Raw genomic sequence first — 26,641 nt, forward strand, 5'->3', positions numbered from 1 at the left:
CCTACTCCTCTTCGCGGAGCAGCCGGTCGACGATGACATCGGGGTCGAACCGTTCGAGGTCCCCGTATCCCTGGCCGGTGCCGAGGAAGAGAATCGGCTTCCCGGTGACGTGAGCGATGGAGATTGCGGCACCGCCCTGTGAGTCCGCGTCGGCTTTCGTGAGCACCGCACCGTCGATTGCTGCGGCGTCGTTGAACTCCCGGGCGCGGTTGGTCGCGTCCTGTCCGGCGACCGCTTCGTCGACGAACAGCGTCATGTCGGGGTCGACGACGCGGTCGATTTTCTCCAGTTGCGCCATCAGGTCGTTGGAGGTGTGCAGTCGACCGGCGGTATCACCCAACACCACGTCGATGTCGTGGGCCTCGGCGTACTCGACGGCGTCGTAGATGACCGCCGCCGGGTCCCCGCCCTGTTCGTGGGCGATGAGCTTCCGGTCGAGGTTCTCGGCGTGCTCGCGAATCTGCTCGTTGGCCCCGGCGCGGTAGGTGTCGCCGTTGGCCATCACCGACGAGAGGCCGCGCTCTTCGAGCCACTCGGAGAGTTTGGCGATGGTCGTGGTCTTGCCGACCCCGTTGACACCGGTGAAGACGATGACGACCGGTTTCTCCGTCTCGGCGATGCGACCTTCGAAGTCGAACTGTCCGACACCGATGACCTCGCGCAGGGCGTCGGCGATAGCTCGTTCGACGACCTGCTCGCCGGATTCGACCTGTTTGCGGGTCTCCCCGACCAACTGCTCGCGGATGCGGTCGGTGATTTCGCTGGCGACGCTCATCTCGACGTCGCCCTGCAGGAGTTCCAGTTCAAGCTGTTCGAGGGGCTCTTCGAGTTCCTCCTCGGTGATAATCGTCTTGCCGGTGGCCGCCAGTGCCGCCTTCTTCGCCAGTCCGGGGCCGTCGTCGTCGTCGGCCTCCGTCGAGTCGCTCTCGGCGTCGGAATTACCCACGACGTCCGGCGTTTCGGATGTTTCGGCGCCAGAATCGGCCTCAGCAGCCGCTTCCTCGGCGGCGTCGGCATCTCCGTCCTCGGCCTCCTCTTCGACGTCGTCTTTGAAGCGGCCGAGTTTGTCCTTCAGTCCGTCGAACATGTGGCCTTACTCGTCGTCCTGCTGGGACATCTGCTGCTGCATCTGCTGCATCTGCTGTTGCTGCATCTGCTGGGCGCGCTCTTCGAGGTTCTCGGATTCGGATTCGACTTCCTCGATTTCCGCTTCGAGTTCCTCGATGCGCTCGTCGAGGGTGTCCTTCTTCCGTTCCAGCGATTCGACTGCACCCTCGCTGTCTCGTTCGGCCGCGTAGCCGCCGCCGAGGCTGACGACGATCTCGTCGATGTCGGCGATTTCGGCACGGACGTAGGCGCCGCCGCCGAGCGGGACCTGGACCGTCGAGTCGCTGTCGAGCGTCTCGATGGCCTCGATGGCCTCGTCGATTTCGGACTGCTCGTCGCGGACGTCCTCGATTTCGGCCTCGATAGCCTCTTTCTCCTGCTCGAGTGCCTGCAGTTGCTGTTGGAGCTGCTGCATCGCGCCGCCGCCACCGCCACCACCGAGGCTCATGCCGACACCTCGTCGATGGAAATCTGCGTGCGCTTCAGACCGTGTTGGGAGCCGAACTGGGTGTACACGTGCTCGACCGCGACGTTTTCGTTCGGCGCGTCCAGTGTCTTCTCGAAGGCCTGCTCGCCGAACCGAGCAGGGAACGTTCCCGTAACAGTAAACTCACTCATACTACGTGATACGACGCGCGAGCGGGAAGTATCTTCCTCATCTTCCCTCCGAGTGTTCGCAGCCTCCAGCCACCAAATTACGCCGCCCTCCTGCGGTCGGCTGCTCGAAACCACCCGAACGGTTAACATCCTCGTCCGACAGTGTCACCCATGCCATACTGCCAACAGTGCGACAGAACTGTCGACGACGGGCGGTACTGCCCCGATTGTGGGTCGGAACTCGTCCAGCCGTCGGCGGACCGCAACCAGTGGGGAACGGAGCGAGAGACGGGTAGCGGCGCCGACGCCTCCGGATGGGGCGAACCCGCCGAAACGGCCGGGGAGCACTCGGAGCCGCAAACGGCACGGCCCGCAGAAACCGACGACGGGGAGGATTACTTCAAAAAGGGCCCGTTGGGGTTCGCGCTCACCTACCCCATCGCCGACGGCTGGGAGCAGATGCTCATAAGCGCCGGACTGCTGTTTCTGGCGGGACTGGTCATCTTCCCGTTCGTGTTCGTCTACGGCTACGCCTACCGACTCGGGCGGGCGGCCATCCGTGGCGACCATCGACCGCCGGAGTACGGCGACTGGGGCGGACTGTTCGTCGACGGCTTACTGATTTCGGTCGTCGGGATACCGGTGTTCATCGCGATGCTCATCGCAATCGCGGTTCCGGTCGGTCTGTCGACCGCCCTCGATGCGCCGTCGGTGATGCTGCTGGCGATACCGCTGTATCTGGCGACGCTGTACGTCGGCGGCGGCGTCCTGCCGACGTTCATGGCGACCGGAAGCGTCACCCGAACCTACAGCGGCCTCCGGTTTCTGGAGTTCGTCAAGACGACGAACTACCTGAAGGCACTCCTCTTCGGCTTCCTCGGGACGTTCGGAATCACCCTCGCGATGATGTTGGTGTTCCTCGTCCTGCTCATCACCGTCGTCGGGATTCTGCTGGCGTTCCCGCTTCTCATCCTCGTCCAGCCGTTCGTCGTCTTCATCCCGTTTTTGCTGTTCGCGTACTTCTACCGGGAGTCGATGCTGGAGGGTGTCGTGCCGGAACTGGAAAACGAGTCGACGCTCGGGTCGGAGTTCTGAATCCCGGCGTCAGTCGATGAAGCCGAGGGCGTCGTCGATGCGGCCCAACTCCGGCCCGGTGGTGTCCTCGCCGACGATGTAGCCGGAGGAGTTGGCGATGAGGCCCGAACCGACCAGCGGTCCGCCGTAGTTGACCGTCCCGATGTCGGCGTAGACGCCGAAGACGTCCTCTAGGGCGTCGAGTTCCTCGTCGGTCGTTTTCGGATGACACAGCACGCCCTCGTTGGTGACGACGGCGGCGGTGCCGACCGTTCGCACGTCCGCGAGCATCCCGCGTTCGACCGGCACGTCGAGTGCGTCCTCGACGGCCCGTATCGCCTTCCGCGAGAGGTCGGGATGGACGTACGCGCCCGTGTCGTTCGCCAACACGACGTTGCCGGCGGCGTTGATGCGGCCCGGGAGTTCGACGACCGGGAGGTCCGTCGCCTCCTCGATGCGGTCGCACTCGCGGTCGGTGGCCCGCTGGCTGACGAGCAGGCCGTTCTCGTTGCCGACGGCGAGGGCGCCGACCGTCGAGGACCCGGCGACGGTGGTCGGCACTGCGGGAACGTCGAGTTCGTCCTCGAAGTCCTCGCGTAGCGACTCCTCGAGGTCTGGACGAACGAGCAGACAGTCGTCCGTGGCCCGCGCGAAGACGCCGACGTAGGAAGAGCCGGAGAGGGCCGCGCGGAGCACGTTATGCGGTTTCGGCTTCCACGACGGCCTCGCCCTCTTCCTCGAAGCGGGCGGCCCGGACGCGGACTTTCTTCGGCGGTTTCGAGCGGCCGCGCGACCAGATTTCCTCGTTGATGGAGGGGTCCAGACGGACGGCGTCTTCCTCGACGTTGAAGTGCTGTGCGAGATGGGAGCGAACGAGGCTCATCGCCTTATCGGCGCGCTGGCCCTTCGACTCCGCGAGGATGTCTCGGAGCGGGACCGTCATGACGCGCTCGTCGAATTCGGCGCTCATTCGTCCGTGTCACTCCGACGCCAGTTGCGGCGCTTGTGGTTGCGCAGCGTGTCGCGGTCGGTCTTCATGATGACCCACGCGGGGACGCGGCTGTTCTGGTTCTCCAGTTTGGCCAGCCGCTTCTTTTTGGCCTTCGACTTCTTGCTCATAGTGTCGCTGTGTTCCCTCGCGGTGTTTAAATTCTTGTTCCTTTGGGTGCGAGGCGCCGAGCGTAGCGAGGGGCCTCGGAAAGACGAACGGCGAACGTAGTGAGCCGTGAGTTGGGCGCGAGAGCCCGACCGCGGGGAGAGGGCTCGAACGGAGTGAGGGGCCTCGTGAAGGTGAGCGAGGGGCTTCGAAGAACGAACGGTCACAGCGGAAACCGCTCGAGAGTCTCGTATTCCGGTCCCGCCGGCGTCAGCGTACTCTCGGTGAGCCGCAGCTCTTCGACGTGAAGCGTCCCGGCCTCGGGATGGGTCTCCTCGACTGTCTCTTGGACAGTCTCCTTTGCGGCGGCGTGGTCCATCCGCGCCAGGGTGACGTGGGGGGTAAACTCGTGGGATTCGGCGTCGTAGCCGAGTGCAGTCGTTTCGGCCTCCAGCGCTTCGTGAAGCGCGGTGAGTTCGGCGCTTCCGTCTTCGATACCCAACCAGACGACGCTGATGTACTCCAGCGAGGGGAAGACGCCCAATCCTTCGAATCGAGCGTCGAACGGGCCCACGTCGGCCGTTTCGACGGCCGTCTCGATAGCCGTCGACAGCGCATCGAGGTCGTGACCGCCGGCGGGACCGTCTCCGAGGAACTTCATCGTGATATGGGCGCTCTCGGGGTCGGTCGGGTTCAATCCGGGGCGGTCGGCGAACGGCGCTTGGGCCTCAGCGACCCCCTCGCCGAGGCCATCGAGGTCGACACTCACGAACAGTCGCATACGGGGCGATACGTTTCGAGCGAGCATAAAACACCGAACAGGGTACGGCCGCCGTCACGAGGCGGGCCCGTAGGCCTTAACCGCGCTCGCGGCCAACTCCCGGCTATGACTGACGAGGAACCCGACGACTCACACGAGTTCTCCGAGGGCCAGGGGTTCGGCGACCCCTACGATGGGTTCGACCTCGACCCGCCGGAGTTGGACATCGACCCGGGGATGGTAGACCCGGTGGACTCCCGTGTCGTCGCCGACACGCTCGACCGCCGGCAGATACCGGCGGACCAGGTCGACGCCGAGAGCCTCCTCGACGTGGGACTGGAGTACATGCGCATCAACCGCCACGAGCAGGCGACCGAGGCGTTCGAGCGCGTCGCGAACTTCGCCGACGACGACGGCATCGAACAGGAGGCGTGGGTGAACAAGGGCGCCGCCCACGCCGAGTTACAGGAGTTCCAGCGAGCCATCGAATCCTACCGAGAGGCACTCGCCATCGACGACGACTCCGAACACGCCGCCTCGGCGGAGACGAATCTCGCGTACGCGCTGTGGGAGTCCGGCCAGAGCGAACAGGCGCTCGAACACGCCGAACGCGCCGTCGAGTTGGACCCCCGGTTCCCGCAAGGGTGGTACAACCGTGGATTCTTCCTGCTCGAACGGGGACTGGCCGAGGACGCCGTCTCCTGTTTCGACAACGCACTCCGACTGGGCCACCGCAATCCCGACGTGCTGGAGGAGAAAGCCCGCGCACTCGAGGCGATGGGTGAAGACGACCGCGCCGAGGAAGTCGCCGAAGAGGCAGAGGAACTCAGACAGAACGCCGAGGAGAAACTCGTCGAGTCACGGGAGAAATGATGTTACTGCGGGAGCGGCCGACACAGGAGGGAACGCTCGTCTCCGTCTGTGACGCCGACGTACTCGGGGAAACCTTCGAGAACGGCGAGGTGTCGCTGACCGTCGAGCGGGACTTTTACGACGGCGAGGAGGCGACCGCCGAGGAGGTCGTCGCCAGCCTCTCGGGGGCGGCGGTGGCGAACCTCGTCGGCGACCAGGCGGTCCAAATCGCCGTCGAACACGGCTTCGTCGACAGCGAGAACGTCCTCGAGTTCGAGGAGACGGTCCACGCCCAGTACCTCCGGCTCTGAGTTCCGGGCCGAATATCTAAGAAATATAGAACAAACATCATGACGGCGGCGAGATGGCCCGGTAGAATTATTTGAGTCGGTAGTGAGTGTGCGAGTAAATGCCACTGGCCACACCCGTCTCACTGCCGTTTCTCATCGGGTACGTGGCCGCCATGGTGGTCGCCGGCGGGCTGTCGGGGTACTGTTTGTACCGGCGCTCCGGCCGGGTTTCGAGGGCGTTCGGCCTCACGATGGTCGCGGTGTTTTCGTGGTCCGTCGGCGCGCTCGGTCGGACGGCGGTCTCGACGGAGGCCGCCTGGTACGCCCTGACGCTCGTGATGTACGCCGGCGTCGTGGGGTCGACGGCCCTGTTTTTCGTTTTCACGGTCCGCTACACCGGGTCGAAGCCACGGGTGACGGGACGGCAACTCGCCGGCCTGTTCGTCGTTCCGGCCCTCTCGTTGCTCCTGTTGGCGACAAATCCGGTGCATGGCCTGTTCTTCGCCGGCGTCGAGCGGTCGACGATGGCCGGAACGGTCGTCTTCGAGACGACTGCCGGACCGTGGTTCTGGGTCCACTCGCTGTACAGTTACGCGCTGTTGGGTGGCGGGACCCTCCTCCTCGTTCGGTTCGCCGCGGGGAACCGGAGTCACTACCGGCGACAGGCGCTCCCGTTGCTCTTCGGCGTCGCCCTGCCGTGGGGGACGAACGTCGCCTACGTGTTCGGACCCGTCGGTGGCTTCCCCGTCGACCCGACGCCGGTCGGGTTCGCTCTCGGCGGCGTGTTCATCGCGTATGCGGTGTTCCGCGCCCGGTTGACCGACCTGACGCCGATTGCCCGGTCGTCGGTCGTCGACGCCATCGACGACGCGGTGTTCGTCCTCGACGACCGCCGGCGCCTCGTCGACTTCAATACCGCTGCGGCGTCGCTGCTCGACGCCGACGACCCGGTCGGCGAAGAGATATCCGACCTCCTTCCGGCGGCGCTCTCCGACGCCGACGGCGATGCGACGCCGCTCGACACCAGCGGCACGGAGCGGTGGTATCGCTCCCGGGAGGTCCCCATCGAAGGAATCGGTTCGGTTCTGCTGGTCAGCGACGTGACCGAACGGATGCGCCGACGGCGACAGCTTCGCGAGCAAAACGAGCGCTTAGAGGAGTTCACCCGCGTCGCCGCCCACGACCTCCGGAACCCGCTGAACGCGATAACGGGGTACACCGAGCTCGCCCGCGAGACGGGAGAGGTTTCGTATCTCGAACAGGTCGACCCGGCGACCGACCGCATGGAGACGCTCGTCGACGACTTGCTGACCCTCGGCGAGGAGGGACAGGTCGTCGAGGAGACCGAGCCGGTTCCGGTCGCGGAGGTCGCAGAGCGAGCCTGGGCGAACGTCGAGACGGACGACGCGACGCTTCAGGCGGTCGACGACGGGTGGATACTCGCCGACGAGACGCGACTGACGAACCTGCTCGAGAAACTGTTCCGGAACTGCGTCGAACACGCCCCCGGCGACGACGACAGCGTCACCGTTCGCATTGGGATGCTCTCGGACGGCTTTTTCGTCGCCGACGACGGCATCGGCATCCCGACCGACGCCCGGGCCGACGTGTTCGATTACGGCTATTCGACACACGGCGGGACCGGACTCGGCCTTCCCGTCGTCCGGAGTATCGCCGTCGCCCACGGGTGGGAGGTGTCGGTGACCGACTCGGATACCGGCGGAGCCCGCTTCGAGTTCCGGAGCGTCCAACTGCACGCCGGCCCGCAACGGGAGCGACCGGACGTCGACACCCCGTGGGGCCGGACGAAATAAGTAACCGGCAACCCGTGGCCGAAGTTTGAAGCCGTTTCCCGATGGGGTGGGCCCATGCAGATAACAGGCGTCAATCAGTACCACCTCGACCACACCCTGGAGGAGCCGTTCTACCCGACGTGGATTCCCGGCTACCCGCAGTCGACTCACGAACTCGAGTTGTTCGAAATCGAAACCGACGAGGGCATCACCGGCTACGGTGCCTCGCCGTCGTTCGCGGGCGGCCTCGACTACGAAACGCCGCTGGAGCTGTTTCTGACCGGCGAGGACCCCCACAACGTCGAGGGGATTCTCGGCAAACTGGAGACGGTCAACCTCGTCGGCCCGCGACCGTGGCACGTCGAGATGGCGCTGTGGGACATCATCGGCAAGGACGCCGACAAGCCCGTCTACGAACTGTTCGGTGCACAGGCCCGGGACATCCCGGTGTACGCCTCGACGGGCGAGGTGATGGACGCCGAGGAGCGAATCGACTACGTCGAAAAACGCGTCGATGAGGGCTTCGAGGCCGTCAAACTCCGGGTGACGGAAGTCGACCACATCGAGACGGTTCGGCGAGTGCGAGAGGCCTTCCCCGAGTTGACGCTGATGGTCGACGCGAACAAGGGGTGGGCCGTTCGCGTGATGGAAGACCCAATCGAGTGGTCCTTCGCCGACGCCTTGGAGTTCGCCCGCGGTCTCGACGAGGTCGGCGGCGTTGCGTGGCTCGAAGAGCCGCTGCATCGCCACGACTACGAGGGGTACAGTCGGCTCCGAGACGCCGTGGACGTCAACATCGCCGGCGGGGAGTTCAACAACGGCACCCATCACTTCCGGGAGTTCGTCCGGCAGGGGTCCCTGGACATCCTCCAGCCCGACGCGGCGCTGGCGACGGGGATTCGGCGGGCAGTCGACGTTGCGCGGATGGGACAGGAACACGGCCTCCAGTTCGTGCCCCACACCTGGACGAACGCCGTCGGCTTCGCGGCGAACCTGCAGGTGATGACCGCCGTCGGCAGTCCGTGGTGTGAGTACCCGATGGAGCCGCCGTGGACGCCCGACGTGTGGTCGTTCATGCTCGAAGACGGCTTCGAACACGACGACGGGACGATTCGCGCACCCGAGAAACCCGGCCTCGGCATCGAGATTCCCGACGGCGTGTTGGCCGACGCCGAGTAGCTCACTCCGCCGCGTCGCCGTCGAATCGGAACTCGAACCGTGCGCCGCCCGACTCGCTTTCCTCGACAGCGACCGACCAGCCGTGGGCGACGGCGATGCGGCGGACGATGGGGAGTCCGAACCCGGTTCCCGACTCGTGGTCGGTGTAACCGACCTCGAACACCCGTTCGCGTTCCGAGGCGGGAATGCCGGGGCCGTCGTCGGCGACGACGAAGCCGAACTCGGTCGGTTCGACGCGGACCGACACCGTCTCGCCACCGTGGATGACGGCGTTGGTGAAGAGGTTCTCGAGGAGTTGTCGGAGACGACCGGGGTCGGCGTCGATGGCCTCATCCTCGGTCGAGAGCGTCGCCTCGGCGGTTTCGACGTTCTCCCACGCCGTCTCGGCGACGTCGGCCAGCGAGACCGTCCGGACGTCACCGACCGTCCGGCCCTGTTTGGCGAGTGCGAGCAGGTTCTCGATGAGCGAGTCCATCCGGTCGAGCGCGTCGGCGGTCGCTTGGAGGTCCTCGTCGTCGTACTGCTCGCGGGCGAGGTCGAGCCGACCCTTGGCGACCGACAGCGGACTCCGGAGGTCGTGGCTGACGACGGAGGTGAACTCCTCTAACCGCTCGTTCTGTCGACTGAGTTCGCGGCGCTGTCTGCGGAGGACCTCCTCGCGGTCGGCGCGGCCCAGCGCGGCCCTCGTCGCCGTCGCGAGCAGTTTCGCCACCGTCACGTCGAGGTCGTCGAAGGCGTTCGGTTCCGTCGCGCCGAGATTCATCACACCGTACGCTCCCAACGGAATAACTATCTCCGAACGAATCACGGTGTCGGGGTTGTGAACCCCGTCGACGGACTGAACGTCGTCGTAAACCGTCATCTCGCCGGATTCGAAGGCCTGCCACGAGAGGCTCTCTCCAGAAGCGTACCTCGGGGGGTTCTCGAACAGTTCCTGACCGGGGTTGGCGACGGCCGCGGGGACGAGCGCGTCGGTCTCGTCGTCGTAGAGCCACACCCCGGTGACGGGCAGATCGAGGACCTGATTGGCGATTTCGACCGCCCGTTCACACACCTCCTGTTGTGTCGTCGCCGCCGAGAGGTCCGTCGTCGCCTGCTGGAGCGATTCGACGAGGTCGGCACGCCGCCGGGTCTGTGCGTCGTACCACCCGGCGAGAGAGCCCAAGAGCCCGCCGCCCGTCGCCGCCGCCGCGACGACGAACAGCGCCTCCGCGACGAGGACGCCCTCGACGAACTGGTGGGCGACGACGGCGGTCGAGACGACGCCGAGCGTGGCCGCACCGAGGAGGACCCACGCCGCGATAACCGGGACCACGTCGCGGTCGCCCCGATACAGCGCGATGGGGACCGCCGCAATCGCGACCGCGAGACCGAACGGGACGACGGCGCCGAGGATGGTTCCGGTGGCCAGCGTCTCGTGTGAGAGGGCGTGATAGGCGTGGACGACCGAGAGGAAGGCCCCGAATCCGAAGACGAGGGCCGTCGATGTCCGGCCGGAGAGCGAGAGACGCATCCACCACAGTATTCGCCCCCTGTCTCTTCAATCCCCACATAGCGGCCCGTAGGACCGAAGGAGTAACCAGCCTCCAACCCCTTTACCCGGTAATGAGCCAACAGGTCGAGCCACTCGACGTCGAGGCCCTCCGCGAGGACTTCCCGATTCTGCAGCGGGAGGTCAACGGGACGGACCTCGTCTATCTCGACAACGCGGCGACGACACAAACCCCCGAACAGGTCATCGGGGCCATCACCGACTACTACCGCAACTACAACGCGAACGTCCACCGGGGCATCCACCAACTGAGCCAGGAGGCGTCCATCGCCTACGAGGAGGCCCACGACCGCGTCGCGGAGTTCATCGGGGCGGCCGGCCGCGAGGAAATCGTGTTCACGAAGAACACCACCGAATCGATGAACCTCGTCGCCTACGCGTGGGGCCTGAACGAACTCGGCCCCGGCGACGAGGTGGTGCTCACGGAGATGGAACACCACGCCTCGCTCGTGACGTGGCAACAGATAGCCAAGCGCACGGGCGCCGACTGCAAGTACATCCCCATCACCGACGAGGGGCGACTGGATATGGACGCGGCCCGCGAACTCATCACCGACGATACGGCGATGGTCTCCGCGGTCCACGTTTCCAACACCCTCGGCACCATCAATCCGGTCTCCGAACTGGCCGACATCGCCCACGACCACGGCGCCTACATGTTCGTCGACGCCGCCCAGTCGGTTCCGAACCGCTCCGTCGACGTCGAGGAGTTGGACGCCGACTTCCTCGCCTTCTCCGGACACAAGATGGCCGGACCCACCGGCATCGGCGTCCTCTACGGAAAAGAACACATCCTCGAGGGGATGGAGCCGTACCTCTACGGCGGCGACATGATACTGAAGGTCACCTTCGAGGACGCGACGTGGAACGAACTGCCCTGGAAGTTCGAAGCCGGCACGCCGAACATCTGTGAGGGCATCGCGCTCGCGGCGGCCTGTGACTACCTCGAGGACATCGGGATGGAGGCGATTCAGCGCCACGAAGCCGAACTCGCCGAGTACGCTTACGACCGCCTCACCGAATGGGACGACGTGGAGGTGTACGGCCCGCCGGCCGACGACCGCGGCGGCCTCGTCGCGTTCAACGTCGAGGGACTCCACGCTCACGACCTCTCCAGTATCCTCAACGACTACGGCGTCGCCATCCGCGCCGGCGACCACTGTACGCAACCGCTGCACGACGTGTTGGGCGCGACCGCCTCGGCGCGCGCCTCGTTTTACCTCTACAACACGAAAGACGAGGTCGACGAACTGGTCGACGCCGTCGACGAGGCTCGGGAACTGTTCAGCTAAACGGGCCCGAACTCACCGTCCTTTTCCCCGCACTTCCACCTCGAACACCCGTCCGAGACCCATCAGCGAGGCGACGCCGAGCGTGGCGACGTTGACGTAGTGTTCGCCGGGAACGGCGGCGACGGCCCCGACGAGGGCGGCGACGCCGAGGAGGAGATGCGGTCGGAGTCCCGGGGTGTAGTCGGTGAGGAGGTCCCCGCCGACCGCGACGACGGCGGGAATCCCGGCCAGCACCGCGAAGACGACGACTGGACTGGGTTGGTCCAGCGAGTAGGCCGTTCCGGCGGCGAGCAGGCACGCGGCGCCGGCCAACGCGAGGATGACGCCGTCGTCGGAGAAGCGAGGGTCCGACGCCGATTCATCGGGGTCCGAATCGGCCTCGGGAGCGTCGTCGACCGCCGACTCGGAATCGTCGCTCATGTCGCGGTGTGGACGCCCGGGGGTATTCGACCTTGCGCTCTCGACATCGGCACGGACTCACACGACCGGTGGGCTTTTACTCGTCATTCCCCTCGTGTTCGACAACAATGGGACCCGGCACCGATATGTATCGGCAGCAAATCCTCGACCACTACAAGAACCCCCGCAACTACGGGGAACTCGAGGATGCGGACATCGAACACGTCGGCGAGAACCCGATGTGTGGCGACACCATCAAGATGTTCCTGAAGCTGGCCGACGACGGCGACACGATAGCGGGCGTCAGTTTCATCGGCGACGGCTGTGCCATCAGTCAGGCCTCCGCGAGCATGCTCTCGGGGAAACTCCGGGGCAAGAGCCTCGAGGAGGTCCGCGGGATGGAACGCGAGGACATCGAGGAGATGCTCGGCGTCGACCTCAGCCCGATGCGGGTCAAGTGCGCCGTCCTCGCCGAGAAAGTCGCAAAGGACGGCATCGCCATCCACCAAGGCGACAAGGACCTCGAAGAGACGACCACGGAGTAGGCGGCGAACCGCCGGCGGTTTTTTGGTGTGTGATGACATACCAAAGAGTATGGCAACCGAGCAACGACAGCGACAGGTACAGTTCGGACAGACCGTCTACGACGCCGACGGCGAGGAGTTGGGACGGGTCCGTGCCTTCGACGACTCCGGGTTCTACGTCTCCAGCGCCGAGGGCGTCTCGACGATGACCCAGGCCGAGAGCAAGGCCGGCGAGAAGACGCTGATGTGGCGCTGCTGGGAGTGTGGCGAGATGGGCAACATCGACGATATCCCCGACACGTGTCCCTCCTGTGGCGCCGAAAGTGAGGAAATATACTACTGGCAGGAGGATTGAGCGGGAACCGACCGTTTTTCTACCGCAGCGCCCCGTTCCAGCGGTATGGATGTCGTCGTCTTCGGTGCGGGCAGCCTCGGCAGTTTGCTTGGCGGGCTGTTGGCCCGCGAACACGCCGTCACGCTCGTCGGCCGTGACCCACACGTCAGCCGAGTCCGCGAGAAGGGCCTCCGTATCGAGGGTGCCATCGAGACGACGGTGTTCCCGGACGCCGACACCGAACCGCCAGCCGAAGCCGACCTCGCCGTCGTCTGCGTGAAGTCCTTCGACACCGACGAGGCGGCCGCGGCGCTGGCCGAAACCGACATCGAGTGGTGTCTATCGCTACAGAACGGCATGGGCAACGAGGAACTGCTGGCCGACCGCCTCGACGCGACGGTGCTGGCCGGCACCTGCACCTACGGTGCGATGCTGGAATCACCGGGCGTCGTCCGCTGTACCGGCGTCGGCGAGACGGTTCTGGGGCCACGCAAAGGAGGACACTCGGAGGTGGCCGACCGCGTCGGGGCCGCCTTCGAAGACGCCGGCATCGTTACCACGGTTGCAGTGGACATGCCGCGTCGACTCTGGGAGAAACTGGCCGTCAACGCCGGTATCAACGCGACGACGGCGCTGGCCGACACCGACAACGGCGCGCTACTGGGCGGCGACGCCAACGCCGTAGCGACCACCGCCGCCCGCGAGGTCGCAGCCGTCGCACGCGCCGAAGGGGTCGACTTCTCACCCGAGGAAGCTGTCAGGGCCCTCGAAGAGGTCGCCGAAGCCACCGCCGAGAACACCTCCTCGATGCGGCAGGACGTCCTCGCCGGCCGGCGGACAGAGGTCAACGCCATCAACGGCTACGTCGTCGACCGCGGCGGGGAACTGGGCGTCGACGTGCCGGTCAACGCGACGCTCGCCGGATTGCTGTATGCGTGGGAGGCCGACCACGTCGAGGGATGCTGAGCCAGCGATAGCAGCCATCGAACGGCTGTCAGCACTGCTCACTACTGCTTTATCATCTCAGAGCGCGTATAGAGAGGCAGTCACCCGGTACACCTTACGATTCTCCCAACCGGGACGAGTACGACGGTCGGAGTGACGACAGAGTTGATAGCAATGCCTACCTTCGAACACACAATCGACGTTGCAGCGCCCGTAGAACGCGTCTCCGAGTTCATGACGGACCCCACGAACTGGCCGCGAACGCACGCGAGCATCTCCCAACTGGAGATTATCGAATCCAGCGACGACGAGATGCGGATGGACGCGACCTTCCGCGTCCTCGGCATCGGCAACGAGGGCGAGATGGTCCAGCGTATCCTCGAACCCGACTCTCACGTGACGGTCTCCTTCGAGAGCCCCGGCCTCAGTGGCACGGCCGACTACCGATACTCCGAATCCGACGGCGTGACGACCATCGTCGAGTTCGTCGACTACGAGTTCGGCGACTCGCTGCTCGACCGCATCATGGAGCCGGTTGCCAAACGGTACAACGAACGACAGTTCCGCCACAGCCTCGAGAGTTCCAAGGAACTCATCGAAGCGGAACTCGCCGAAAGCGAGCGGATGGCCGCGGCCTGAGTGCCGTCGCGCCCTTCCGACCGACTTTTTCGAACGTCACAGTTTCCACCCAGCCGACGGCCTCACTCCACGTAGCCGAGGTCCTGTAGCCGCTGTTTGGCCTCCTCGTCCATCTCCTCGAGTGAGCCGTCGGCGTCAGCCGCGGAGTCGTCCCACTCGCTTCCGGCCCGTTCCTCGAAGCGTTCCAGCGCCGCCAGCACCTCCCCGATGACGGGGTCCTCTTGGTCGACCGACTCACGCTCGTCGGGGTCGGAATCGAGTCGGTAGGCCTCGTCGGCGATGCGCTCGTTGCGGATGTACTTCCCGTCGGGGCGGCGTGCGGCACGCATCCGGGAGTAGAACCGTGACTCCTCGTCGAGTTCGATACCTCCCTCGGCGGCCTTCGTCTCCAGTTGGTTCAACTCGACGACCGGGCGGTGGTAGTCGACGAAGGCGAACTCGCCGTCCGTGATGTCTCGCTCTTCGGAGAGCAGCGACCGACCCGCATCGAAGGGGCGTGCCCCGACGCGGTCGGCGGCCGCCGTGGCTTCGGCCGACTCCAAGACGGTGTCATAGAGGTCCAGCAGTTCGACCTGCTCGTCGGTTCGGCCGGTCGAGAGGTCGGGGTGTTTCACCATCAGCGGGACGTTCACCAGCGGGTCGTAGATGCAGAACTCGTGGCCGTAGAGGCCGTGTTCGCCGTGGAGTTCCCCGTGGTCGGCACAGACGACGACGACGGTCTCCTCCCACTGGCCGGTGGCCTTCAGATGCGAGAACAGCCGGTCGAGTTCCGAATCGATGTGTTTGATTTCGGCGTCGTACAGGCCGCGGATGTCGTCGAACTCCTCATCAGTTATCTCGCGGGCGCCGGAGTTGTACTCCTTGGAGTTCTGGCACACCGAGTGGGGGTCGACGCCGGGGGCGAACGCCTCGCGGTACTGCTCGGGTGGGTAGTACGGCAGGTGTGCGTCCATCAGGTTGATGAACGCGAACCACTCGTCGTTGTCGTCGACGAAGTCGATCGTGTCGTCGATTATCTGTGGCGTCTTCGAGTCCTCGCCCTCGCCGCTTGCGAGGTATTCGTGGACCTCGTTGCCCAACTCGACGAGGCGGTCGGCGACGCCGCGGAGGCGGTCGCTGTCGTTGACGCGCTGCCAGAGGTTCGCGAGCGCACCCGAGAACGTGTCGCCGGGAAGCGCCTTGAAGAAGTTGTCCTGTTCGTCGAAGCCACTCGTCAGCCGGGTGTAGGGGGTAATCCACGCGTTCGAGGAGTAACAGGCGGTGGCGTATCCGGCGTCCGACATCGCTTCGGCGAGCGTCGCCGTTCCGTCGGCGAGATACGGTGCCTCTTGGGAGGCGCCGTGTTCGCCGGGGTACAGCCCCGTAAACATCGAGGCGTGGACGGGCAGCGTCCACGGCGCCTGTGCGACGGCCTCTTCGTAGACGAGTGCCTCCTCGGCGAAAGCCTCCAACGTCGGCGTCGTCTCGCGGTCGTAGCCGTACGGCGTCAGGTGGTCCTTCCGGACGGTGTCCATGACGACGAACAGCACGTTCCGACCGTCGGTGTCCATACCGGTGGTCGGGGTGTTTCGGGCTTAAAACGACTGGTGTGTCGTCGCGGTCGAACCGATTAGCCGTGAGAAGAGTTTAGAACGGGGCTTCGGGGCCTTCGTCGGCCTCGTCGTCGCCGCCCTCGTGGCCCGGGAAGGAGGGGGACATCTGGCCGCCGGCCATTCCCTCGCTGCCGCCGTCCATGCCGGTGTCGGCGTGGACGGTATCGATTTCGGGGATTTCCTGTGTCATGCGGGACTTGATGGCCTGAATCGTCATCGGGGAGATACCACAGCCCGAGCAGGCGCCGCCGAGCATGATGGTGACCTCGCCCGCCTCGCGGTCGAGGTTCCGGACGGCGGCACTGCCACCGTGCATCTGAATTTGCGGGAAGTTCCGGCGGAGGAAGTTGCTGATGCGCTCGCGAAGGTCCTCGTCGGCGTCGGCGGATTCGGTACTCATGTGCCAGCGTATGCAGCGCAGCCGTATGAAGATTTGGCTCCGGTCGGGCCGCCCGCCGAACCGACACCGCTATTGGATGGTGTGACACGCGGGAGACGGGCGTCTGACGGGAGTTTATGTCGGTTCAGACCCGCTAGCAGGTATGCCAACTCGTCGCCATCTGCTCGCGGCTGCCGGCGTCGCAACCGCCAGTGCGGGCTGTCTGGGCGTCTTAGGAGACGATGGGGAGACGAACGCCGAAGGGAACATCGCCGACGCGGCCGATGACGACGACGATGACAGCCTAACGGTCGAACTCGGCGAACTCTCCGTCCAGAACAACCACGAGGAGAGCCACCAGGTGCAACTGGCCGTCGAGGCCGACGACGGGATGCTCCATCTTGGAACCTACCAGCTCGAAGCCGGTGGGTCGAGCACCACCATCGAGGGAGAGTGGAACGACGAACCGGGCGCCTACCGCATCCACGCCCGCCTCGACGACGGGGAGATACGGACGGCAAGCGTGACCGACGGCGTCGGCGAGGGCGCCGAGTGTGTCCGCGTGCTCGTCCGTGTCGACAACGAAGGAGCGCTCGCGGTGTGGAACGGCGCCGGCTGTGAGAGCTGATTCAGGCGTCGAAAACCCGCTCTAACTCCCGTTCGATTTCCTCGACGTACTCCGCCAGTACCGCCTCGAACTTCTCCTCATCGACGAGCACGCCCGTCAGTCGGTCGTAAGGGTCCTCGGGCAACTCGAGATAGAACCCCTCCTCGTCGTCGTAGAACGGCTCGGATTCGTTGAGAATCTGCTGGTCGATGCCGTGGACCAACGTGGAGTCGTACGTCTCGTTGACGCGGTTGAACGCGTTCTTGTACGCCTGCTGGAGCTGTGGGAAGTAGTCGACGTACTTCTGTTCCTCGAAGGTGTCTGCGTCCATGGCGGGCCGTTCGTTGCGCGGCCCTAAAAGCCGGTCGAACCCTCGCGATAGGCGAGCGCAAGCGACTTGTTCGCGGCCGGAGTGGCCGGTCGTATGTACCGAAGCGGTGCCTTCGTCGCCGACCACGTCACGCCGACGACAGACGAGCAGGTCCAGCCGAACGGGGTCGATGTGACGCTACAGGCGGTGTACGAACAGCGGGAACCGGGACGTATCGGCCGCGACGGTAAGGAAATCGGGACGCGGCATCGTCGTCCAGCAGACCCCGTCGTGGAGGGCGAATCCATCGACGAGGTGACCGACGAAAACGAGACGTACTACCTCCCACCGGGCGGCTACATCGTCCAGTACGCCGAAATCGTCTCGATACCCGACGACCACATCGGCTTCATCTACCCGCGGTCGTCGCTGTTGCGGAACTCCTGTATGCTCGACACCGCCGTCTGGGACGCCGGCTACGAGGGGAAAGGCGAGGGGCTGCTCGAAGTCCACCACGACATCGAAATCGAGGCCGGCGCCCGAATCGCACAGTTCGTCCTCGCGGAGGCCGACCACGAGGGAACCTACGACGGGAGCTATCAGCGCGAAAACCTCTGACCGGGCACGGCGGAACGGGGTTGGATATTCACGAACAACGTCGGTGCAAATATTGTCACTTTTGGACGTTTTTGCTAGTGTATTTATATGGGTGTTTAGAAACAAAAGACACTTCCGAGTCGGCGTTCGCGTTCGGTCCGCTCCTTGCGGTTTTGGGTCGATACCTCACTTATACACCCATACATCACCTGCAGAATCGATTTAAATAGACAGTCGATACGTTCGCTAACTCGGTTTCGGGGCCCTCAACCATGTCAAATACTCACACGCGACTACTCCTCGCTGTGCTGGCGGCGCTGCTCGTCGTTTGCTCGGCGGTGGGAGCGCCCGTCGCGGCTGCGAGTACGTCGACCTTCGAAGACGGACTGAACGGCACGTTCGGCTCCGGCGACAGCGAGGACGGAGACGGCCCTTCGGACGACACGAGCGACGGTGAAGAGGATACCGACGGCGACACGAGCGACGATACCGACAGCGATTCGGGCGACAGCACGAGCGATAGTACGGACGACGACGCGAGTGACGATTCCGACGGCGCGTCGAGTTCGGACGAATCGACGGCTGATACGACGGACGGCTCGACGGATGACTCCATCGCGGATGACCGAGAAGAGCACGACGACTCGAGTACGGACGTGCGAAATCGTGTCAACGACACGGCCGGTGGAATCAACGACACGGCCGAGAACGCGACGGATGAGGTCGGTGACACGGCCGAAGACTCGACAGAGGACACCGACTGGCAGACAGAAGCGCTCGATTATATCGACGACCTCGAGAACGCCGAATCAGCCGACGAGTACCGCTTCGAGGGGCGCTATATCGACACGCGAATCGACTCGGGAATGGCCGTCGAGACGCTGGAGGCCGACACCGGAATCGAATCCGACGAAACCGTCGAAACAACAGTAACGACCACCACGGACACGTTGGGGACCGTCGGCGGGACGCTGACATCCGGGAGCGACGAGGTGCTGGTCGGCGCCGTCGGTACATCGACGGCGTCGAACTCCGATAGCGAGTTCGACGAAATCGTCCTCGACGACGGGGACGACGCCCCGGCCGGTGCAGCGATGAGTGCCGGCGGCGCCGGTGGTACCGGCGGACAGCCCCTCCCCGCCGGCCCGGCAAGCGGGGCCGCAGTCAGCCTCGGTGCCGTCGCGGCGGTCGCCGCCCTCCGTGGGAGCGCGTTCCTCTCCGGCAGCGCCGGCGTCGGCGCGTCGGCGGTGGGCGCCTTCGCGGCGATGCCCCGGTTCACCCTCGCCTCGCTGGTCGAGAAACTCCGACCGTTCTTCTTCCCCCTCCGATACAGTCGCTACGACGATTCGGACCCGCTGGAACACGAGGCACGCGAGCGCGTCTACGAAATCGTCAACGAGTCGCCGGGGTCGTATCTTTCGGAGGTCTCCGAGGAGGCCGACCTCCCGCTGTCGACGACGCGACACCACGTGCGGGTTCTCGAACGCGAAGACCTCGTCTCGGGGGCGAAACTCCGCGGCAAGCGTCGGTTCTACCCGGCGTACGCGGAGGGAGTCGAGTTGGCCGCCGCGCTCAACGACGACTCGACGGCGAGCATCATCGACGCCATCGCCCGCCTCGGGTCGGCGTCGGTCAGCGACCTCGCGGGGGAACTCGGGCGCGACCCCAGTACGATCACCCACCACCTCCAGCGACTCGAAGAGGACGGCATCATCTCCCGCGAGCGGGAGGGACGCGCCGTGATGAACAAACTCTCCGTGGAGGCCCGGACGGCACTCGAACCCGAGACGGTTCCCAAACCGGGCGAACCCGGCGGTGCCATCGCCGGCGGCGCGGACTGAGTTCTGTGTTCCCCGCTTCAGGATGACGAATCAGAGTCGCGTCCGTCAGCGGCCGCGTTCGGCGTCGCGTCCGAATCGAACTCGAAGGGCTCGGCCGTCGAGTCGTCGATTTCGGCTTCGAACTCCGGTTCCGTCGACTCCCGGTCGCCCTCCGCCATCGGGTCGTTGGCGTCCGGTGACACCGCGGGGATGTCGACGTCTTCGAGCGCCGACCGGACGACTGCACGCTCGTCGACGCCCTCGACGGTGGCCTCAGTCGTCAACAGGAGGCGGTGGGCCATCGTCGCTGCCGCGAGGCCCTTCACGTCGCTCGGGGTGGCGTACTCGCGACCGTCGATGACCGCGCTGGCGCGTGCGATTTCGAAGATACGCTGGACGCCACGGGGTGAGACGCCGATTTCGATCCGGTCGTCCCGTCGAGTGGTCCGCGCGAGGTCGATTATATATCGGCGAATCTTCGGGTCGACGTGGACGTCCTCGGCCAGCGACTGCAAGGCTCGAACCGTCTCCGGGGAGACGACGGCTTCGACGGAAGGTGAGAGTTCCCGACGGTCGTCACGGCGGGCCAACAATCCCATTTCGCCCTCGATGTCGGGGTAGCCGAAGGAGGTCTTGACGCTGAAGCGGTCGCGTTGGGCTTCGGGGAGTCGGAACGTCCCTTCCTGTTCGACGGGGTTCTGCGTCGCGATGACGAGAAACGGCTCCGGAAGGGGGTAGGTCGTCCCGTCGACGCTGACCTGTCGTTCTTCCATCGCCTCGAGGAGGGCGGCCTGGGTCTTCGGCGGCGCGCGGTTGATTTCGTCGGCCAACACAACGTTTGTGAACACCGGACCCTCGGCGAACTCGAAGGTACCCTCGTGTTCGTCGTACACCGTCGAGCCGGTGATGTCGGCAGGCAGGAGGTCTGGCGTGAACTGGATGCGGTTGAAATCGAGACCGAGCGACTCCGCCAGCACGCGGGCGGTGACGGTCTTGCCCGTTCCAGGAACGTCCTCGATGAGGACGTGGCCGCGGGCGACGACCGCTGAGAGGATGCCTCGGAGGACGCGCCGGTCGACGACGGCGGCAGACTCGATGCGTTCGACGACGGACTGCACCGTCGCCTCGGGGTCATCGACGGTTGCGTCCGGTTCGTTCATGGCCGTCGTTCGGCGGGCGGCTACAAGAATGTCCGGCCCTCATCCACGGAGCGTTCCGAGCAGCGCGAGCGCGCCGAGACAGGCGACGACGGCGGGGACGGTCCCGCCGACGCCGGCGAAGACGCCCGTTCGGAGCGCGTCGACGGCAACGAGAGCGACGACGACGGCGACCGTGATGCCGACACCGACGACGGCGTGAACCAGTTCGAGACGCCGCGTTTCGGGGATTCGACCGAGTTCGGCGGTGACGCCGAGTCCGAACGACGAGAGATCCCACACGAGTAGCGCGACGGCGACGCAGGCGAACGTCACCGGCATCGAGATACGAGCGAAGCCCACGGCCGAGACGACCAGTCCGAACGCCGCCATCGCCGCACCGCTTGCTCGGTCGGGGAGGATTCCGATGTCGATACCAAGGACGAGTATCGCGATACAGACGACGAGCGCCAGCGGAGCGGCGAGCACCCCGAGGAACACAATCGCGCCGACGAGCGGGGAGACGGCGACGAGGGCGGCCGCAACGACGGCGGCCACGGCGAGAACGAAGCCAGCGATGACCGCGGCGAGTCGCTCGGCCGACGCCGGGTCGCTGTCGCGGGCCAGTCGGCGGAGCGTGAGCGCGACGGCGCCGGCGAGGATGCCGACCGTTCCGACGGTGACGGCGGGCCAGACCACCAACGGCGACGACAGCGCGCCGAACCCGGTCGCAAGCGCCGTCCCCTCGAGGCGCTCGAAGCCGCCCGACGCCCGAATCAGGGAGACGGCCAAAAGCGAAAGCACGGCGACGGCAATCGTTCCGAGAGCATACCGTCGGATGACGGCGACCCGTCTCTCGACGGCCGGACGCCGCGAACGCGGCGTCAACTGCCGAATCGGGAGCCACCGAATCGCGGCGGCGATCCCCGCCCCCGCATAGGCGACGACCACGAACAGACTCGCCAGCCCGCCGGCGGCGGTCGACTGGCCGACGAGGCCTTCGACCGATAGTTCCGCGAGCGCGAGACCGCCGGCGACGGCAGCGAACCCGACGAGCCACAGTATCGTCGCCGCGAAGGCGAGCGTACTCGCCGAGAGGCCGTCGCCGAGATGCGTTCGCGTGCCGGCGTTGCCCCAGGTCATCGCGAGGCCGAACAGCGCCAGCGCGAACCCGTCGACGGCGACGCCGACGCGGCCGACGAGTGGTGCGAAGACGACGAGAAGCGAAAGCGGCGCGCCGAACCAGACGAACAGGCAGTGGCCGGCCAGCAGGTGGACGAACCGCTCGCGGTCCAGCAGCGCGAGGCCGGCCCCGGCCAGTCCCGTCACCGAACCGAGCGAAACCAGGAGGTCGGGTTGGCCGATAACGAACCCCCCTGCGACGACGAGCAACGCGACGACGAAGGAGGCGACCGCGAGGCTGGCCGCGCGGGGGCGGCCCTCGTCGCCGACGGCCGACGAGCGGTCGAGGAGCGGAATCGGTATCGTCACCGGCCGTCACCCCCGGCAGCGCGGCCCCGGCGTCGGTTCGGGGCGAGGCGTGCGTCGGCGGCGAAGGCCTCGGCCAAGACCGCCGGAAGCGGCGTCCCGCGGCGCCAATCGACCGTTCGGGCACCGACTCGCTGACACCGGGCGAGTCTGGTCCGCCGTCGAACCTGGACGTACTGTCCGCTGACGGTGTTCTCCGGGACAATGTCGGGCGAGAGAACGACGATGGGAACGTCGGCCGCTCGCCACGTCTCGATCGACTCGACGGCCCGGTCGTCGAGGACCGGCGAGAACGCGAGGAGTTGTCCACCCGGCGGGAGCAACTCGATGACGCGTCTGACCTGCGCCGATTCGTTCGCCGGACGGCCCGCAGCGTCGTTGGCCGTCCGGAACAACTCGAGGGCTTTCGCGCGCTGCTGTCTGCTCGCGGCCGGCGGCAGCCAGTAGAGCCCAGCCGGCCCGGGGCCGTCGAGACCCAAGACGACGACGCCAACGTCGTGGCCGCGTCTGAGGAGGTCCGTGAGCGCGTGTGTCGCCGCGTAGGTACCCAACTCCACTGCCGTCGGGCGACCGGGGCCGGCGACGACCCGGTTCCGAATCCGGGCGTCGATGACGAGAATCGTCGTCGCGGCGACGGTTCGCTCGTAGTTGGTGGTCGCGAGGTCGCCCCGTTTCGCGTAGTGACGCCAGTTGATTCGTTCGGCGGGGTCGCCAGCGTAGTACTCCCGCGTGGAGTGGAACGTGACGCCGGCACCGGCAGCGTCGCTTTCCAGTCGGCCCGGCCGTGCGTCGCCGTGTTCCTCGATGGGTGGGGCGTCGGCATCGAGACGGCAGACGAGACGCCTGTCGCCGTCGGCGATGCGCCGTGTCGTCTCGACGGTGCCCGCGCCGAACCCACGGGCCCGGAGTTGTGGCGATTCGAACTCGTAGGTGCCGCGCCGTGCCGCGACGGCGTATTCGAGCGTGAGTTCCTCGTCGGGCGCCAACGAGGTCCCGCCTCGCGGTGTCCCGTCGACGACCGCGAGGTCCGCCGGAACACCGTCGACGACCCTGAGGTCGGGAACCGTCCGCTCGGAGTCGTTCCGGACGGTGAGCGAGACAGTGACCGGGCGGCCGGGCGGGGCCGGTGTCGGGTCAACGTGTCGGGTTATCGAGATGGCGTCGGGAACGGTGACGTCCGAGATGGCGTCGGCCGCGACGTACGCAAGCGGAACGGCGGCGGCGAGGAGTAACGCGCCGTTGCCATCGAAGACGCCGACAGCGGCGAGGAAGACGCTCGCCGCGAGGCCGCCACCCCAGCGTCGCTGTCGGCGGGTCATTCGCTGCCCTCCTCGTCGGTGGACGCCTCCGGCGGCGATGGGCCACGGGCAATCGCCATCGGGTCGCTCGCGCGCTGAAGTCGCCCGTCGACGCCGCGCTGGAGTTCCGACAGCGACGTAGTGACGGTGGGGACGGTTCGGGGGGCCGTCTGTCCGGGGACGGTCGGCAGCGCCGCTTCGGCGGCGACCGCGACTGCTTCCGTCGCACGGCGTGCGCGCCGGCGAACGACCCGTTCGGGAAACAGCCACGCTTCGACGCGGGCACGAATCGACCGGTCCGGTGGGTCGACGTGCTCGGAGAGGACGCTGGCGGCGACAGGGTCGTCCGTCCACTCGCCCGATTCCAGCAGGTCATCGACGGATTCGGCGGCGGTCCCACCCTGTGTGAGCGCGCCGACGAGCGTATCACGGAGCGCCGGCCGGACGACGTCGATGCCGTCCTCGACGGTCCCCTCACGGCGTGCCGTCTCGCCCGCACCGTCGAGGATGCGGGCGAGTGCGACACTCGAGAGTGGATATTCGCTTGCGACTTCTTCGGGTGGGGGCGAAGCGAAGGGTTCCGTAGACGACCGCCTTTCGTCGGCGGTCGAATCGGGAGGCGTCCTGATTTTCAGCGCGGCCAACAGCAGTGCGAAGAGCGCGACGGCGACGAGCAACCCGGTTTCGACCGTCGAGGAACTCGGCCACTCGGCAAGTACGGCGAGTGCGACGCCACCCAACACGAGAACGAACCCGGCGACGGCGACGAGGAGTTGGCGTCTCACTGCTCTTCACCCCGGTCGCGTCGTCGGATGGCTTCGTAGGCGTCGGTCGCACGCGAGCGCACGGCCGCCGACAGCGGCCGGTCGCCGTATTCCACCTCCCGGAACAGTCGCGTCAGTTCCGCGACCGGTCGGCGGGGGAACCCCTGTTCGACCGCGGCGGCCGCTATCTCCTCGGGAGTACTCGAACGCCACCGGTTCGGAGCGACGAGACGGGCAAACCCACGCCACAGCGTGCGAATCGAGCGGCCGTCGTCGGTCACGTGACCCGGCGCGGCCGAGGCACTCTCGCTGGCGGCGGGGCCGTCAGCGTTCGAATCGTCGACAGAACGGCGACGGAGCGCGAGAGCGAGGGCGACAACGAGCGTGGCCGTCGCTCCGAGAACCGCACCGAGGCCGTCGCCGACGCGGTAGCCGACGGCCGTCGCTCCCACGCCCGCCACCGCGAGGGCGAGGACGATTGGGTTCCGTGTAGCCCGTCGGATGCCACTAGCCGCCGAGCGGAGGGCGTCGCGCAAACGCTCGAAGAACTCGGACGCCGACCGTGGGAACGACCGGAGACGTGCTGCTGCGGTCCGCACGGTCGCCGCGGCAGCCGACGCGAGGCGCCCGATGTCGTCGGCCAGACGGAGTACGTTGCGGTACGCCGATTCGACGAGCGACGACCACAGGTGTCGGAGCAGGCCGGGAAGGCGACGGACGTTCGTGAGCGTGCGAACGACGGCAGCAATCAGCCAGTGGAGCGTCCCGCGGGCCGAGGTGGCACCGCTCGCGAGCGACTGTCGCCACCGGAAGAGGCCGATACCGACGACGGCGGCAATCACCGCAGCGAGCGCGACGTATCGACCGGTCGGTCCGTAGAGGCCGTCCGCGACGACGACTGCAGCGACGGTGGCGACACCGGCAGCGACGGTTGCCACGCCGCGGCGATCGCGGATGCGGTAGGCGGCGACTGCGAGAAGCGCGACGACGAGGGCGAAGACGCCCGCCGGAACGGCGTAGTGGGACGCGACGCTTGTCGTCGCCCGCTGGTCCGCAGTCTCGACCACTATCGTTGTGGTCGGATTCAACGGTAAGTCGACCGTGAGTCGACCGTCGGCACCGGTCGTCCCGCGGCGTTCCCCGCCGACGAAGACGGCGGCTTCGGTCGGTTCCTCCCCCAGTCGAGCGAGTACGTCGCCCTCGGCTCCCGGGAGCGCGAGGAGGTTCTCCGAGCGGAGCGACGCCGACAGCAGGAGCACGTCGACCCGTTCGGACCCCGCGAAGTCACCGCGGACGACGCGGACACGGAACTGCTCCGTTCCGTCTTCGGGGACCGCGACGGTCGCGGTGCCGTCGGCGTCGGTTTCGCCGACCGACCTGCCGTCAACGAAGACCTCGGCGCCGCGGAAGGGCCGGCCGTCGATTTCCGACTCGACGGTGAGCGTGTCGCCGGGATAGGGCTGGCCACGAACGTCGACTGTGACGGTGCCATCGACCGGGTAGGTGACGCTCGCGTTCGGCGTGGCGGTCCCCTGGGCCACCGCAGCGACCGAGAGGGCCGGGAACCCTGCGGGCGACGACAGGCCGGGGGCGCCACTTCGGCGGGCGCTTCCGGTACTCGCGCGGCAGTCGGGACGCCCCGGAACGTCGACTCGAATCGTGAGTTCGCGCTCGTAGGGGACCGTTCCGGCCACCTCGCCGTCGGCGTTCGTGGTGCCGACGCGCTCGCCGTTGAACCACACGGGCGCGTCGGCGAGCGGCTCGCCCTCGTAGGTGACCTGCGCCGTGACCTCGCCGCCGGGCTCCGGTTGGCGGTCGAGGCCGATAGAACAGCGCGGCTCGGTGCGCGTGGATTCGCCGTCGTTCTCCGGGAGGAACCACTCCAGGAGTTCGTACAAATGGAAGGTGCCGTCAGGGGCTTCTCCCGAACCACCGGTACCGGGGTTTTGACCCGTCGAGTCGCTCTCGCCCGGGTCGTCCCCGGAGCCGGCGCCGCCCGACGGCGCGACGACGGGGACGAGGAAGGCGGCGACGACGAGTGCGACCGCAGCGAGGACGACGAGACCGACCTGTGCGGTGCTGGTGGTGTCGTCCGTGCTCTCCGGGGACGGCGCGTCGTCGTTCATCCGTAGACCCTATTTTCGCGTTCGGGGACCGCTTCGGTGTGTACGTTGTGCCGTTCTTCGGTATAAAGGGTCGGGCGGACTGAAAACGTGA

At 66.5% G+C, this 26,641-nt stretch carries 30 protein-coding genes; 13 read left to right on the forward strand and 17 right to left on the reverse strand.

Annotated features, from left to right (window positions below; genetic code table 11):
* Nucleotide 1: 1 nt before the first annotated feature.
* From ftsY to rpl18a, 3 genes are read right to left on the reverse strand one after another with little or no spacing between them, the layout of a single operon-like run.
* Nucleotides 2-1,087 carry a signal recognition particle-docking protein FtsY gene (ftsY, locus tag HWX69_RS00315; protein WP_178915091.1) on the reverse strand — a complete coding sequence of 362 codons (1,086 nt, stop codon included), beginning with the start codon at nt 1,085-1,087 and terminating at the stop codon, nt 2-4.
* Nucleotides 1,088-1,093: 6 nt separating this feature from the next.
* A complete protein-coding gene (pfdA, locus tag HWX69_RS00320; RefSeq protein WP_178915092.1) occupies nt 1,094-1,555 on the reverse strand; it encodes a prefoldin subunit alpha in 462 nt (153 codons plus the stop codon).
* A complete protein-coding gene (gene rpl18a / locus HWX69_RS00325; RefSeq protein ID WP_156709614.1) occupies nt 1,552-1,725 on the reverse strand; it encodes a 50S ribosomal protein L18Ae in 174 nt (57 codons plus the stop codon). Before rpl18a ends, pfdA begins: the two co-directional genes overlap by 4 nt.
* 150 nt (nt 1,726-1,875) lie before the next feature.
* Here rpl18a and HWX69_RS00330 point away from each other — a divergent pair, with 150 nt between their 5' ends.
* Complete coding sequence (locus HWX69_RS00330; RefSeq protein WP_178915093.1) at nt 1,876-2,799, forward strand: DUF4013 domain-containing protein; 924 nt, start codon at nt 1,876-1,878, stop codon at nt 2,797-2,799.
* 9 nt (nt 2,800-2,808) lie between these two features.
* Here the strand turns inward: HWX69_RS00330 and HWX69_RS00335 are convergent, their stop codons facing one another.
* The 4 genes from HWX69_RS00335 to thpR form a co-directional block, all read right to left on the reverse strand.
* Nucleotides 2,809-3,474 (reverse strand): translation initiation factor IF-6, encoded by a 666-nt coding sequence (locus HWX69_RS00335; RefSeq protein WP_178915094.1) that lies wholly within the window; start codon nt 3,472-3,474, stop codon nt 2,809-2,811.
* A gap of 1 nt (nt 3,475) precedes the next feature.
* A complete protein-coding gene (locus HWX69_RS00340; RefSeq protein ID WP_156709616.1) occupies nt 3,476-3,748 on the reverse strand; it encodes a 50S ribosomal protein L31e in 273 nt (90 codons plus the stop codon).
* Nucleotides 3,745-3,897: a 50S ribosomal protein L39e gene (locus HWX69_RS00345; protein WP_156709617.1), complete on the reverse strand. Its 153-nt coding sequence runs from the start codon at nt 3,895-3,897 to the stop codon at nt 3,745-3,747. Before HWX69_RS00345 ends, HWX69_RS00340 begins: the two co-directional genes overlap by 4 nt.
* Before the next feature lie 200 nt (nt 3,898-4,097).
* Nucleotides 4,098-4,655 (reverse strand): RNA 2',3'-cyclic phosphodiesterase, encoded by a 558-nt coding sequence (gene thpR / locus HWX69_RS00350; RefSeq protein WP_178915095.1) that lies wholly within the window; start codon nt 4,653-4,655, stop codon nt 4,098-4,100.
* Nucleotides 4,656-4,760: 105 nt separating this feature from the next.
* Here thpR and HWX69_RS00355 point away from each other — a divergent pair, with 105 nt between their 5' ends.
* The 4 genes from HWX69_RS00355 to HWX69_RS00370 all read left to right on the forward strand — a co-directional run bounded on the left by HWX69_RS00355 (nt 4,761) and on the right by HWX69_RS00370 (nt 8,748).
* Complete coding sequence (locus HWX69_RS00355) at nt 4,761-5,507, forward strand: tetratricopeptide repeat protein (protein WP_178915096.1); 747 nt, start codon at nt 4,761-4,763, stop codon at nt 5,505-5,507.
* Complete coding sequence (locus HWX69_RS00360) at nt 5,507-5,797, forward strand: DUF424 domain-containing protein (protein ID WP_156709620.1); 291 nt, start codon at nt 5,507-5,509, stop codon at nt 5,795-5,797. The genes HWX69_RS00355 and HWX69_RS00360 overlap by 1 nt, the downstream gene beginning before the upstream one ends.
* Before the next feature lie 98 nt (nt 5,798-5,895).
* Nucleotides 5,896-7,590, forward strand: a complete 1,695-nt coding sequence (locus HWX69_RS00365) for a sensor histidine kinase (protein ID WP_178915097.1) — start codon at nt 5,896-5,898, stop codon at nt 7,588-7,590.
* Between the two features lie 54 nt (nt 7,591-7,644).
* Nucleotides 7,645-8,748: a mandelate racemase/muconate lactonizing enzyme family protein gene (locus HWX69_RS00370; RefSeq protein WP_178915098.1), complete on the forward strand. Its 1,104-nt coding sequence runs from the start codon at nt 7,645-7,647 to the stop codon at nt 8,746-8,748.
* Nucleotide 8,749: 1 nt separating this feature from the next.
* Here HWX69_RS00370 and HWX69_RS00375 read toward each other — a convergent pair whose 3' ends face one another.
* On the reverse strand, nt 8,750-10,261 hold the full coding sequence (locus HWX69_RS00375) for a sensor histidine kinase (protein ID WP_178915099.1): 1,512 nt from the start codon (nt 10,259-10,261) through the stop codon (nt 8,750-8,752).
* Between the two features lie 92 nt (nt 10,262-10,353).
* Here HWX69_RS00375 and HWX69_RS00380 point away from each other — a divergent pair, with 92 nt between their 5' ends.
* Nucleotides 10,354-11,592: an aminotransferase class V-fold PLP-dependent enzyme gene (locus tag HWX69_RS00380; RefSeq protein WP_178915100.1), complete on the forward strand. Its 1,239-nt coding sequence runs from the start codon at nt 10,354-10,356 to the stop codon at nt 11,590-11,592.
* Between the two features lie 12 nt (nt 11,593-11,604).
* On the opposite strand, the gene HWX69_RS00385 is transcribed toward HWX69_RS00380, so the two are convergent.
* Nucleotides 11,605-12,012 (reverse strand): hypothetical protein, encoded by a 408-nt coding sequence (locus HWX69_RS00385; protein ID WP_178915101.1) that lies wholly within the window; start codon nt 12,010-12,012, stop codon nt 11,605-11,607.
* A gap of 107 nt (nt 12,013-12,119) precedes the next feature.
* On the opposite strand from HWX69_RS00385, the gene sufU reads away from it, so the two are divergent.
* The 4 genes from sufU to HWX69_RS00405 all read left to right on the forward strand — a co-directional run bounded on the left by sufU (nt 12,120) and on the right by HWX69_RS00405 (nt 14,433).
* The gene (gene sufU / locus HWX69_RS00390; protein ID WP_178915102.1) at nt 12,120-12,536 is read left to right on the forward strand and encodes a Fe-S cluster assembly sulfur transfer protein SufU; all 417 of its coding nucleotides are present in this window, start codon (nt 12,120-12,122) and stop codon (nt 12,534-12,536) included.
* 49 nt (nt 12,537-12,585) lie between these two features.
* Nucleotides 12,586-12,870: a DUF7130 family rubredoxin-like protein gene (locus HWX69_RS00395; protein ID WP_178915103.1), complete on the forward strand. Its 285-nt coding sequence runs from the start codon at nt 12,586-12,588 to the stop codon at nt 12,868-12,870.
* 45 nt (nt 12,871-12,915) lie between these two features.
* Nucleotides 12,916-13,815 carry a ketopantoate reductase family protein gene (locus tag HWX69_RS00400; RefSeq protein ID WP_178915104.1) on the forward strand — a complete coding sequence of 300 codons (900 nt, stop codon included), beginning with the start codon at nt 12,916-12,918 and terminating at the stop codon, nt 13,813-13,815.
* Between the two features lie 153 nt (nt 13,816-13,968).
* Entirely contained in the window at nt 13,969-14,433 is a 465-nt protein-coding gene (locus tag HWX69_RS00405) for an SRPBCC family protein (RefSeq protein ID WP_178915105.1), read from the forward strand.
* 62 nt (nt 14,434-14,495) lie between these two features.
* Here the strand turns inward: HWX69_RS00405 and HWX69_RS00410 are convergent, their stop codons facing one another.
* A complete protein-coding gene (locus HWX69_RS00410; protein ID WP_178915106.1) occupies nt 14,496-15,983 on the reverse strand; it encodes a sulfatase in 1,488 nt (495 codons plus the stop codon).
* 76 nt (nt 15,984-16,059) lie between these two features.
* Nucleotides 16,060-16,425 (reverse strand): NifU family protein, encoded by a 366-nt coding sequence (locus tag HWX69_RS00415; RefSeq protein ID WP_178915107.1) that lies wholly within the window; start codon nt 16,423-16,425, stop codon nt 16,060-16,062.
* Between the two features lie 142 nt (nt 16,426-16,567).
* On the opposite strand from HWX69_RS00415, the gene HWX69_RS00420 reads away from it, so the two are divergent.
* The gene (locus HWX69_RS00420; protein ID WP_178915108.1) at nt 16,568-17,032 is read left to right on the forward strand and encodes a hypothetical protein; all 465 of its coding nucleotides are present in this window, start codon (nt 16,568-16,570) and stop codon (nt 17,030-17,032) included.
* A gap of 1 nt (nt 17,033) precedes the next feature.
* Here HWX69_RS00420 and HWX69_RS00425 read toward each other — a convergent pair whose 3' ends face one another.
* Nucleotides 17,034-17,342, reverse strand: coding sequence for a DUF5783 family protein (locus HWX69_RS00425; RefSeq protein WP_178915109.1), 309 nt, complete (start codon nt 17,340-17,342; stop codon nt 17,034-17,036).
* A gap of 93 nt (nt 17,343-17,435) precedes the next feature.
* Between HWX69_RS00425 and HWX69_RS00430 the strand changes: the two genes are divergently transcribed.
* Both HWX69_RS00430 and HWX69_RS00435 read left to right on the forward strand, forming a co-directional pair.
* Nucleotides 17,436-17,939 carry a deoxyuridine 5'-triphosphate nucleotidohydrolase gene (locus HWX69_RS00430; protein ID WP_178915110.1) on the forward strand — a complete coding sequence of 168 codons (504 nt, stop codon included), beginning with the start codon at nt 17,436-17,438 and terminating at the stop codon, nt 17,937-17,939.
* 251 nt (nt 17,940-18,190) lie between these two features.
* Nucleotides 18,191-19,759 (forward strand): winged helix-turn-helix transcriptional regulator, encoded by a 1,569-nt coding sequence (locus tag HWX69_RS00435; protein ID WP_178915111.1) that lies wholly within the window; start codon nt 18,191-18,193, stop codon nt 19,757-19,759.
* 17 nt (nt 19,760-19,776) lie between these two features.
* On the opposite strand, the gene HWX69_RS00440 is transcribed toward HWX69_RS00435, so the two are convergent.
* From HWX69_RS00440 to HWX69_RS00460, 5 genes are read right to left on the reverse strand one after another with little or no spacing between them, the layout of a single operon-like run.
* Nucleotides 19,777-20,898, reverse strand: a complete 1,122-nt coding sequence (locus HWX69_RS00440; protein WP_178915112.1) for an AAA family ATPase — start codon at nt 20,896-20,898, stop codon at nt 19,777-19,779.
* Nucleotides 20,899-20,937: 39 nt separating this feature from the next.
* Nucleotides 20,938-22,365 carry a hypothetical protein gene (locus tag HWX69_RS00445; RefSeq protein ID WP_178915113.1) on the reverse strand — a complete coding sequence of 476 codons (1,428 nt, stop codon included), beginning with the start codon at nt 22,363-22,365 and terminating at the stop codon, nt 20,938-20,940.
* Entirely contained in the window at nt 22,362-23,681 is a 1,320-nt protein-coding gene (locus HWX69_RS00450; RefSeq protein ID WP_178915114.1) for a DUF58 domain-containing protein, read from the reverse strand. The genes HWX69_RS00445 and HWX69_RS00450 overlap by 4 nt, the downstream gene beginning before the upstream one ends.
* Nucleotides 23,678-24,445: a DUF7269 family protein gene (locus HWX69_RS00455; RefSeq protein WP_178915115.1), complete on the reverse strand. Its 768-nt coding sequence runs from the start codon at nt 24,443-24,445 to the stop codon at nt 23,678-23,680. Before HWX69_RS00455 ends, HWX69_RS00450 begins: the two co-directional genes overlap by 4 nt.
* Nucleotides 24,442-26,550, reverse strand: coding sequence for a DUF4129 domain-containing protein (locus HWX69_RS00460; RefSeq protein WP_178915116.1), 2,109 nt, complete (start codon nt 26,548-26,550; stop codon nt 24,442-24,444). Before HWX69_RS00460 ends, HWX69_RS00455 begins: the two co-directional genes overlap by 4 nt.
* Between the last annotated feature and the right edge of the window lie 91 nt (nt 26,551-26,641).

This window comes from Natronomonas gomsonensis (genome assembly GCF_013391635.1).
Classification (GTDB): Archaea; Halobacteriota; Halobacteria; order Halobacteriales; family Haloarculaceae; genus Natronomonas; species Natronomonas gomsonensis_A.

Excerpts from the sequence above, each read along its gene's own strand:
- pfdA (WP_178915092.1), bottom strand. The coding sequence starts at position 1,555 with ATGAGCCTCGGTGGTGGCGGTGGCGGCGGCGCGATGCAGCAGCTCCAA.
- HWX69_RS00355 (WP_178915096.1), top strand. The coding sequence starts at position 4,761 with ATGACTGACGAGGAACCCGACGACTCACACGAGTTCTCCGAGGGCCAG.
- HWX69_RS00375 (WP_178915099.1), bottom strand. The coding sequence starts at position 10,261 with ATGCGTCTCTCGCTCTCCGGCCGGACATCGACGGCCCTCGTCTTCGGA.
- ftsY (WP_178915091.1), bottom strand. The coding sequence starts at position 1,087 with ATGTTCGACGGACTGAAGGACAAACTCGGCCGCTTCAAAGACGACGTC.
- HWX69_RS00400 (WP_178915104.1), top strand. The coding sequence starts at position 12,916 with ATGGATGTCGTCGTCTTCGGTGCGGGCAGCCTCGGCAGTTTGCTTGGC.
- HWX69_RS00410 (WP_178915106.1), bottom strand. The coding sequence starts at position 15,983 with ATGGACACCGACGGTCGGAACGTGCTGTTCGTCGTCATGGACACCGTC.
- sufU (WP_178915102.1), top strand. The coding sequence starts at position 12,120 with ATGGGACCCGGCACCGATATGTATCGGCAGCAAATCCTCGACCACTAC.
- HWX69_RS00420 (WP_178915108.1), top strand. The coding sequence starts at position 16,568 with ATGCCAACTCGTCGCCATCTGCTCGCGGCTGCCGGCGTCGCAACCGCC.
- HWX69_RS00345 (WP_156709617.1), bottom strand. The coding sequence starts at position 3,897 with ATGAGCAAGAAGTCGAAGGCCAAAAAGAAGCGGCTGGCCAAACTGGAG.
- HWX69_RS00440 (WP_178915112.1), bottom strand. The coding sequence starts at position 20,898 with ATGAACGAACCGGACGCAACCGTCGATGACCCCGAGGCGACGGTGCAG.
- thpR (WP_178915095.1), bottom strand. The coding sequence starts at position 4,655 with ATGCGACTGTTCGTGAGTGTCGACCTCGATGGCCTCGGCGAGGGGGTC.
- HWX69_RS00330 (WP_178915093.1), top strand. The coding sequence starts at position 1,876 with ATGCCATACTGCCAACAGTGCGACAGAACTGTCGACGACGGGCGGTAC.
- HWX69_RS00370 (WP_178915098.1), top strand. The coding sequence starts at position 7,645 with ATGCAGATAACAGGCGTCAATCAGTACCACCTCGACCACACCCTGGAG.
- HWX69_RS00385 (WP_178915101.1), bottom strand. The coding sequence starts at position 12,012 with ATGAGCGACGATTCCGAGTCGGCGGTCGACGACGCTCCCGAGGCCGAT.
- HWX69_RS00430 (WP_178915110.1), top strand. The coding sequence starts at position 17,436 with ATGTACCGAAGCGGTGCCTTCGTCGCCGACCACGTCACGCCGACGACA.
- HWX69_RS00365 (WP_178915097.1), top strand. The coding sequence starts at position 5,896 with ATGCCACTGGCCACACCCGTCTCACTGCCGTTTCTCATCGGGTACGTG.
- HWX69_RS00360 (WP_156709620.1), top strand. The coding sequence starts at position 5,507 with ATGTTACTGCGGGAGCGGCCGACACAGGAGGGAACGCTCGTCTCCGTC.
- HWX69_RS00450 (WP_178915114.1), bottom strand. The coding sequence starts at position 23,681 with ATGACCCGCCGACAGCGACGCTGGGGTGGCGGCCTCGCGGCGAGCGTC.
- rpl18a (WP_156709614.1), bottom strand. The coding sequence starts at position 1,725 with ATGAGTGAGTTTACTGTTACGGGAACGTTCCCTGCTCGGTTCGGCGAG.
- HWX69_RS00405 (WP_178915105.1), top strand. The coding sequence starts at position 13,969 with ATGCCTACCTTCGAACACACAATCGACGTTGCAGCGCCCGTAGAACGC.
- HWX69_RS00415 (WP_178915107.1), bottom strand. The coding sequence starts at position 16,425 with ATGAGTACCGAATCCGCCGACGCCGACGAGGACCTTCGCGAGCGCATC.
- HWX69_RS00340 (WP_156709616.1), bottom strand. The coding sequence starts at position 3,748 with ATGAGCGCCGAATTCGACGAGCGCGTCATGACGGTCCCGCTCCGAGAC.
- HWX69_RS00460 (WP_178915116.1), bottom strand. The coding sequence starts at position 26,550 with ATGAACGACGACGCGCCGTCCCCGGAGAGCACGGACGACACCACCAGC.
- HWX69_RS00395 (WP_178915103.1), top strand. The coding sequence starts at position 12,586 with ATGGCAACCGAGCAACGACAGCGACAGGTACAGTTCGGACAGACCGTC.
- HWX69_RS00425 (WP_178915109.1), bottom strand. The coding sequence starts at position 17,342 with ATGGACGCAGACACCTTCGAGGAACAGAAGTACGTCGACTACTTCCCA.
- HWX69_RS00435 (WP_178915111.1), top strand. The coding sequence starts at position 18,191 with ATGTCAAATACTCACACGCGACTACTCCTCGCTGTGCTGGCGGCGCTG.
- HWX69_RS00380 (WP_178915100.1), top strand. The coding sequence starts at position 10,354 with ATGAGCCAACAGGTCGAGCCACTCGACGTCGAGGCCCTCCGCGAGGAC.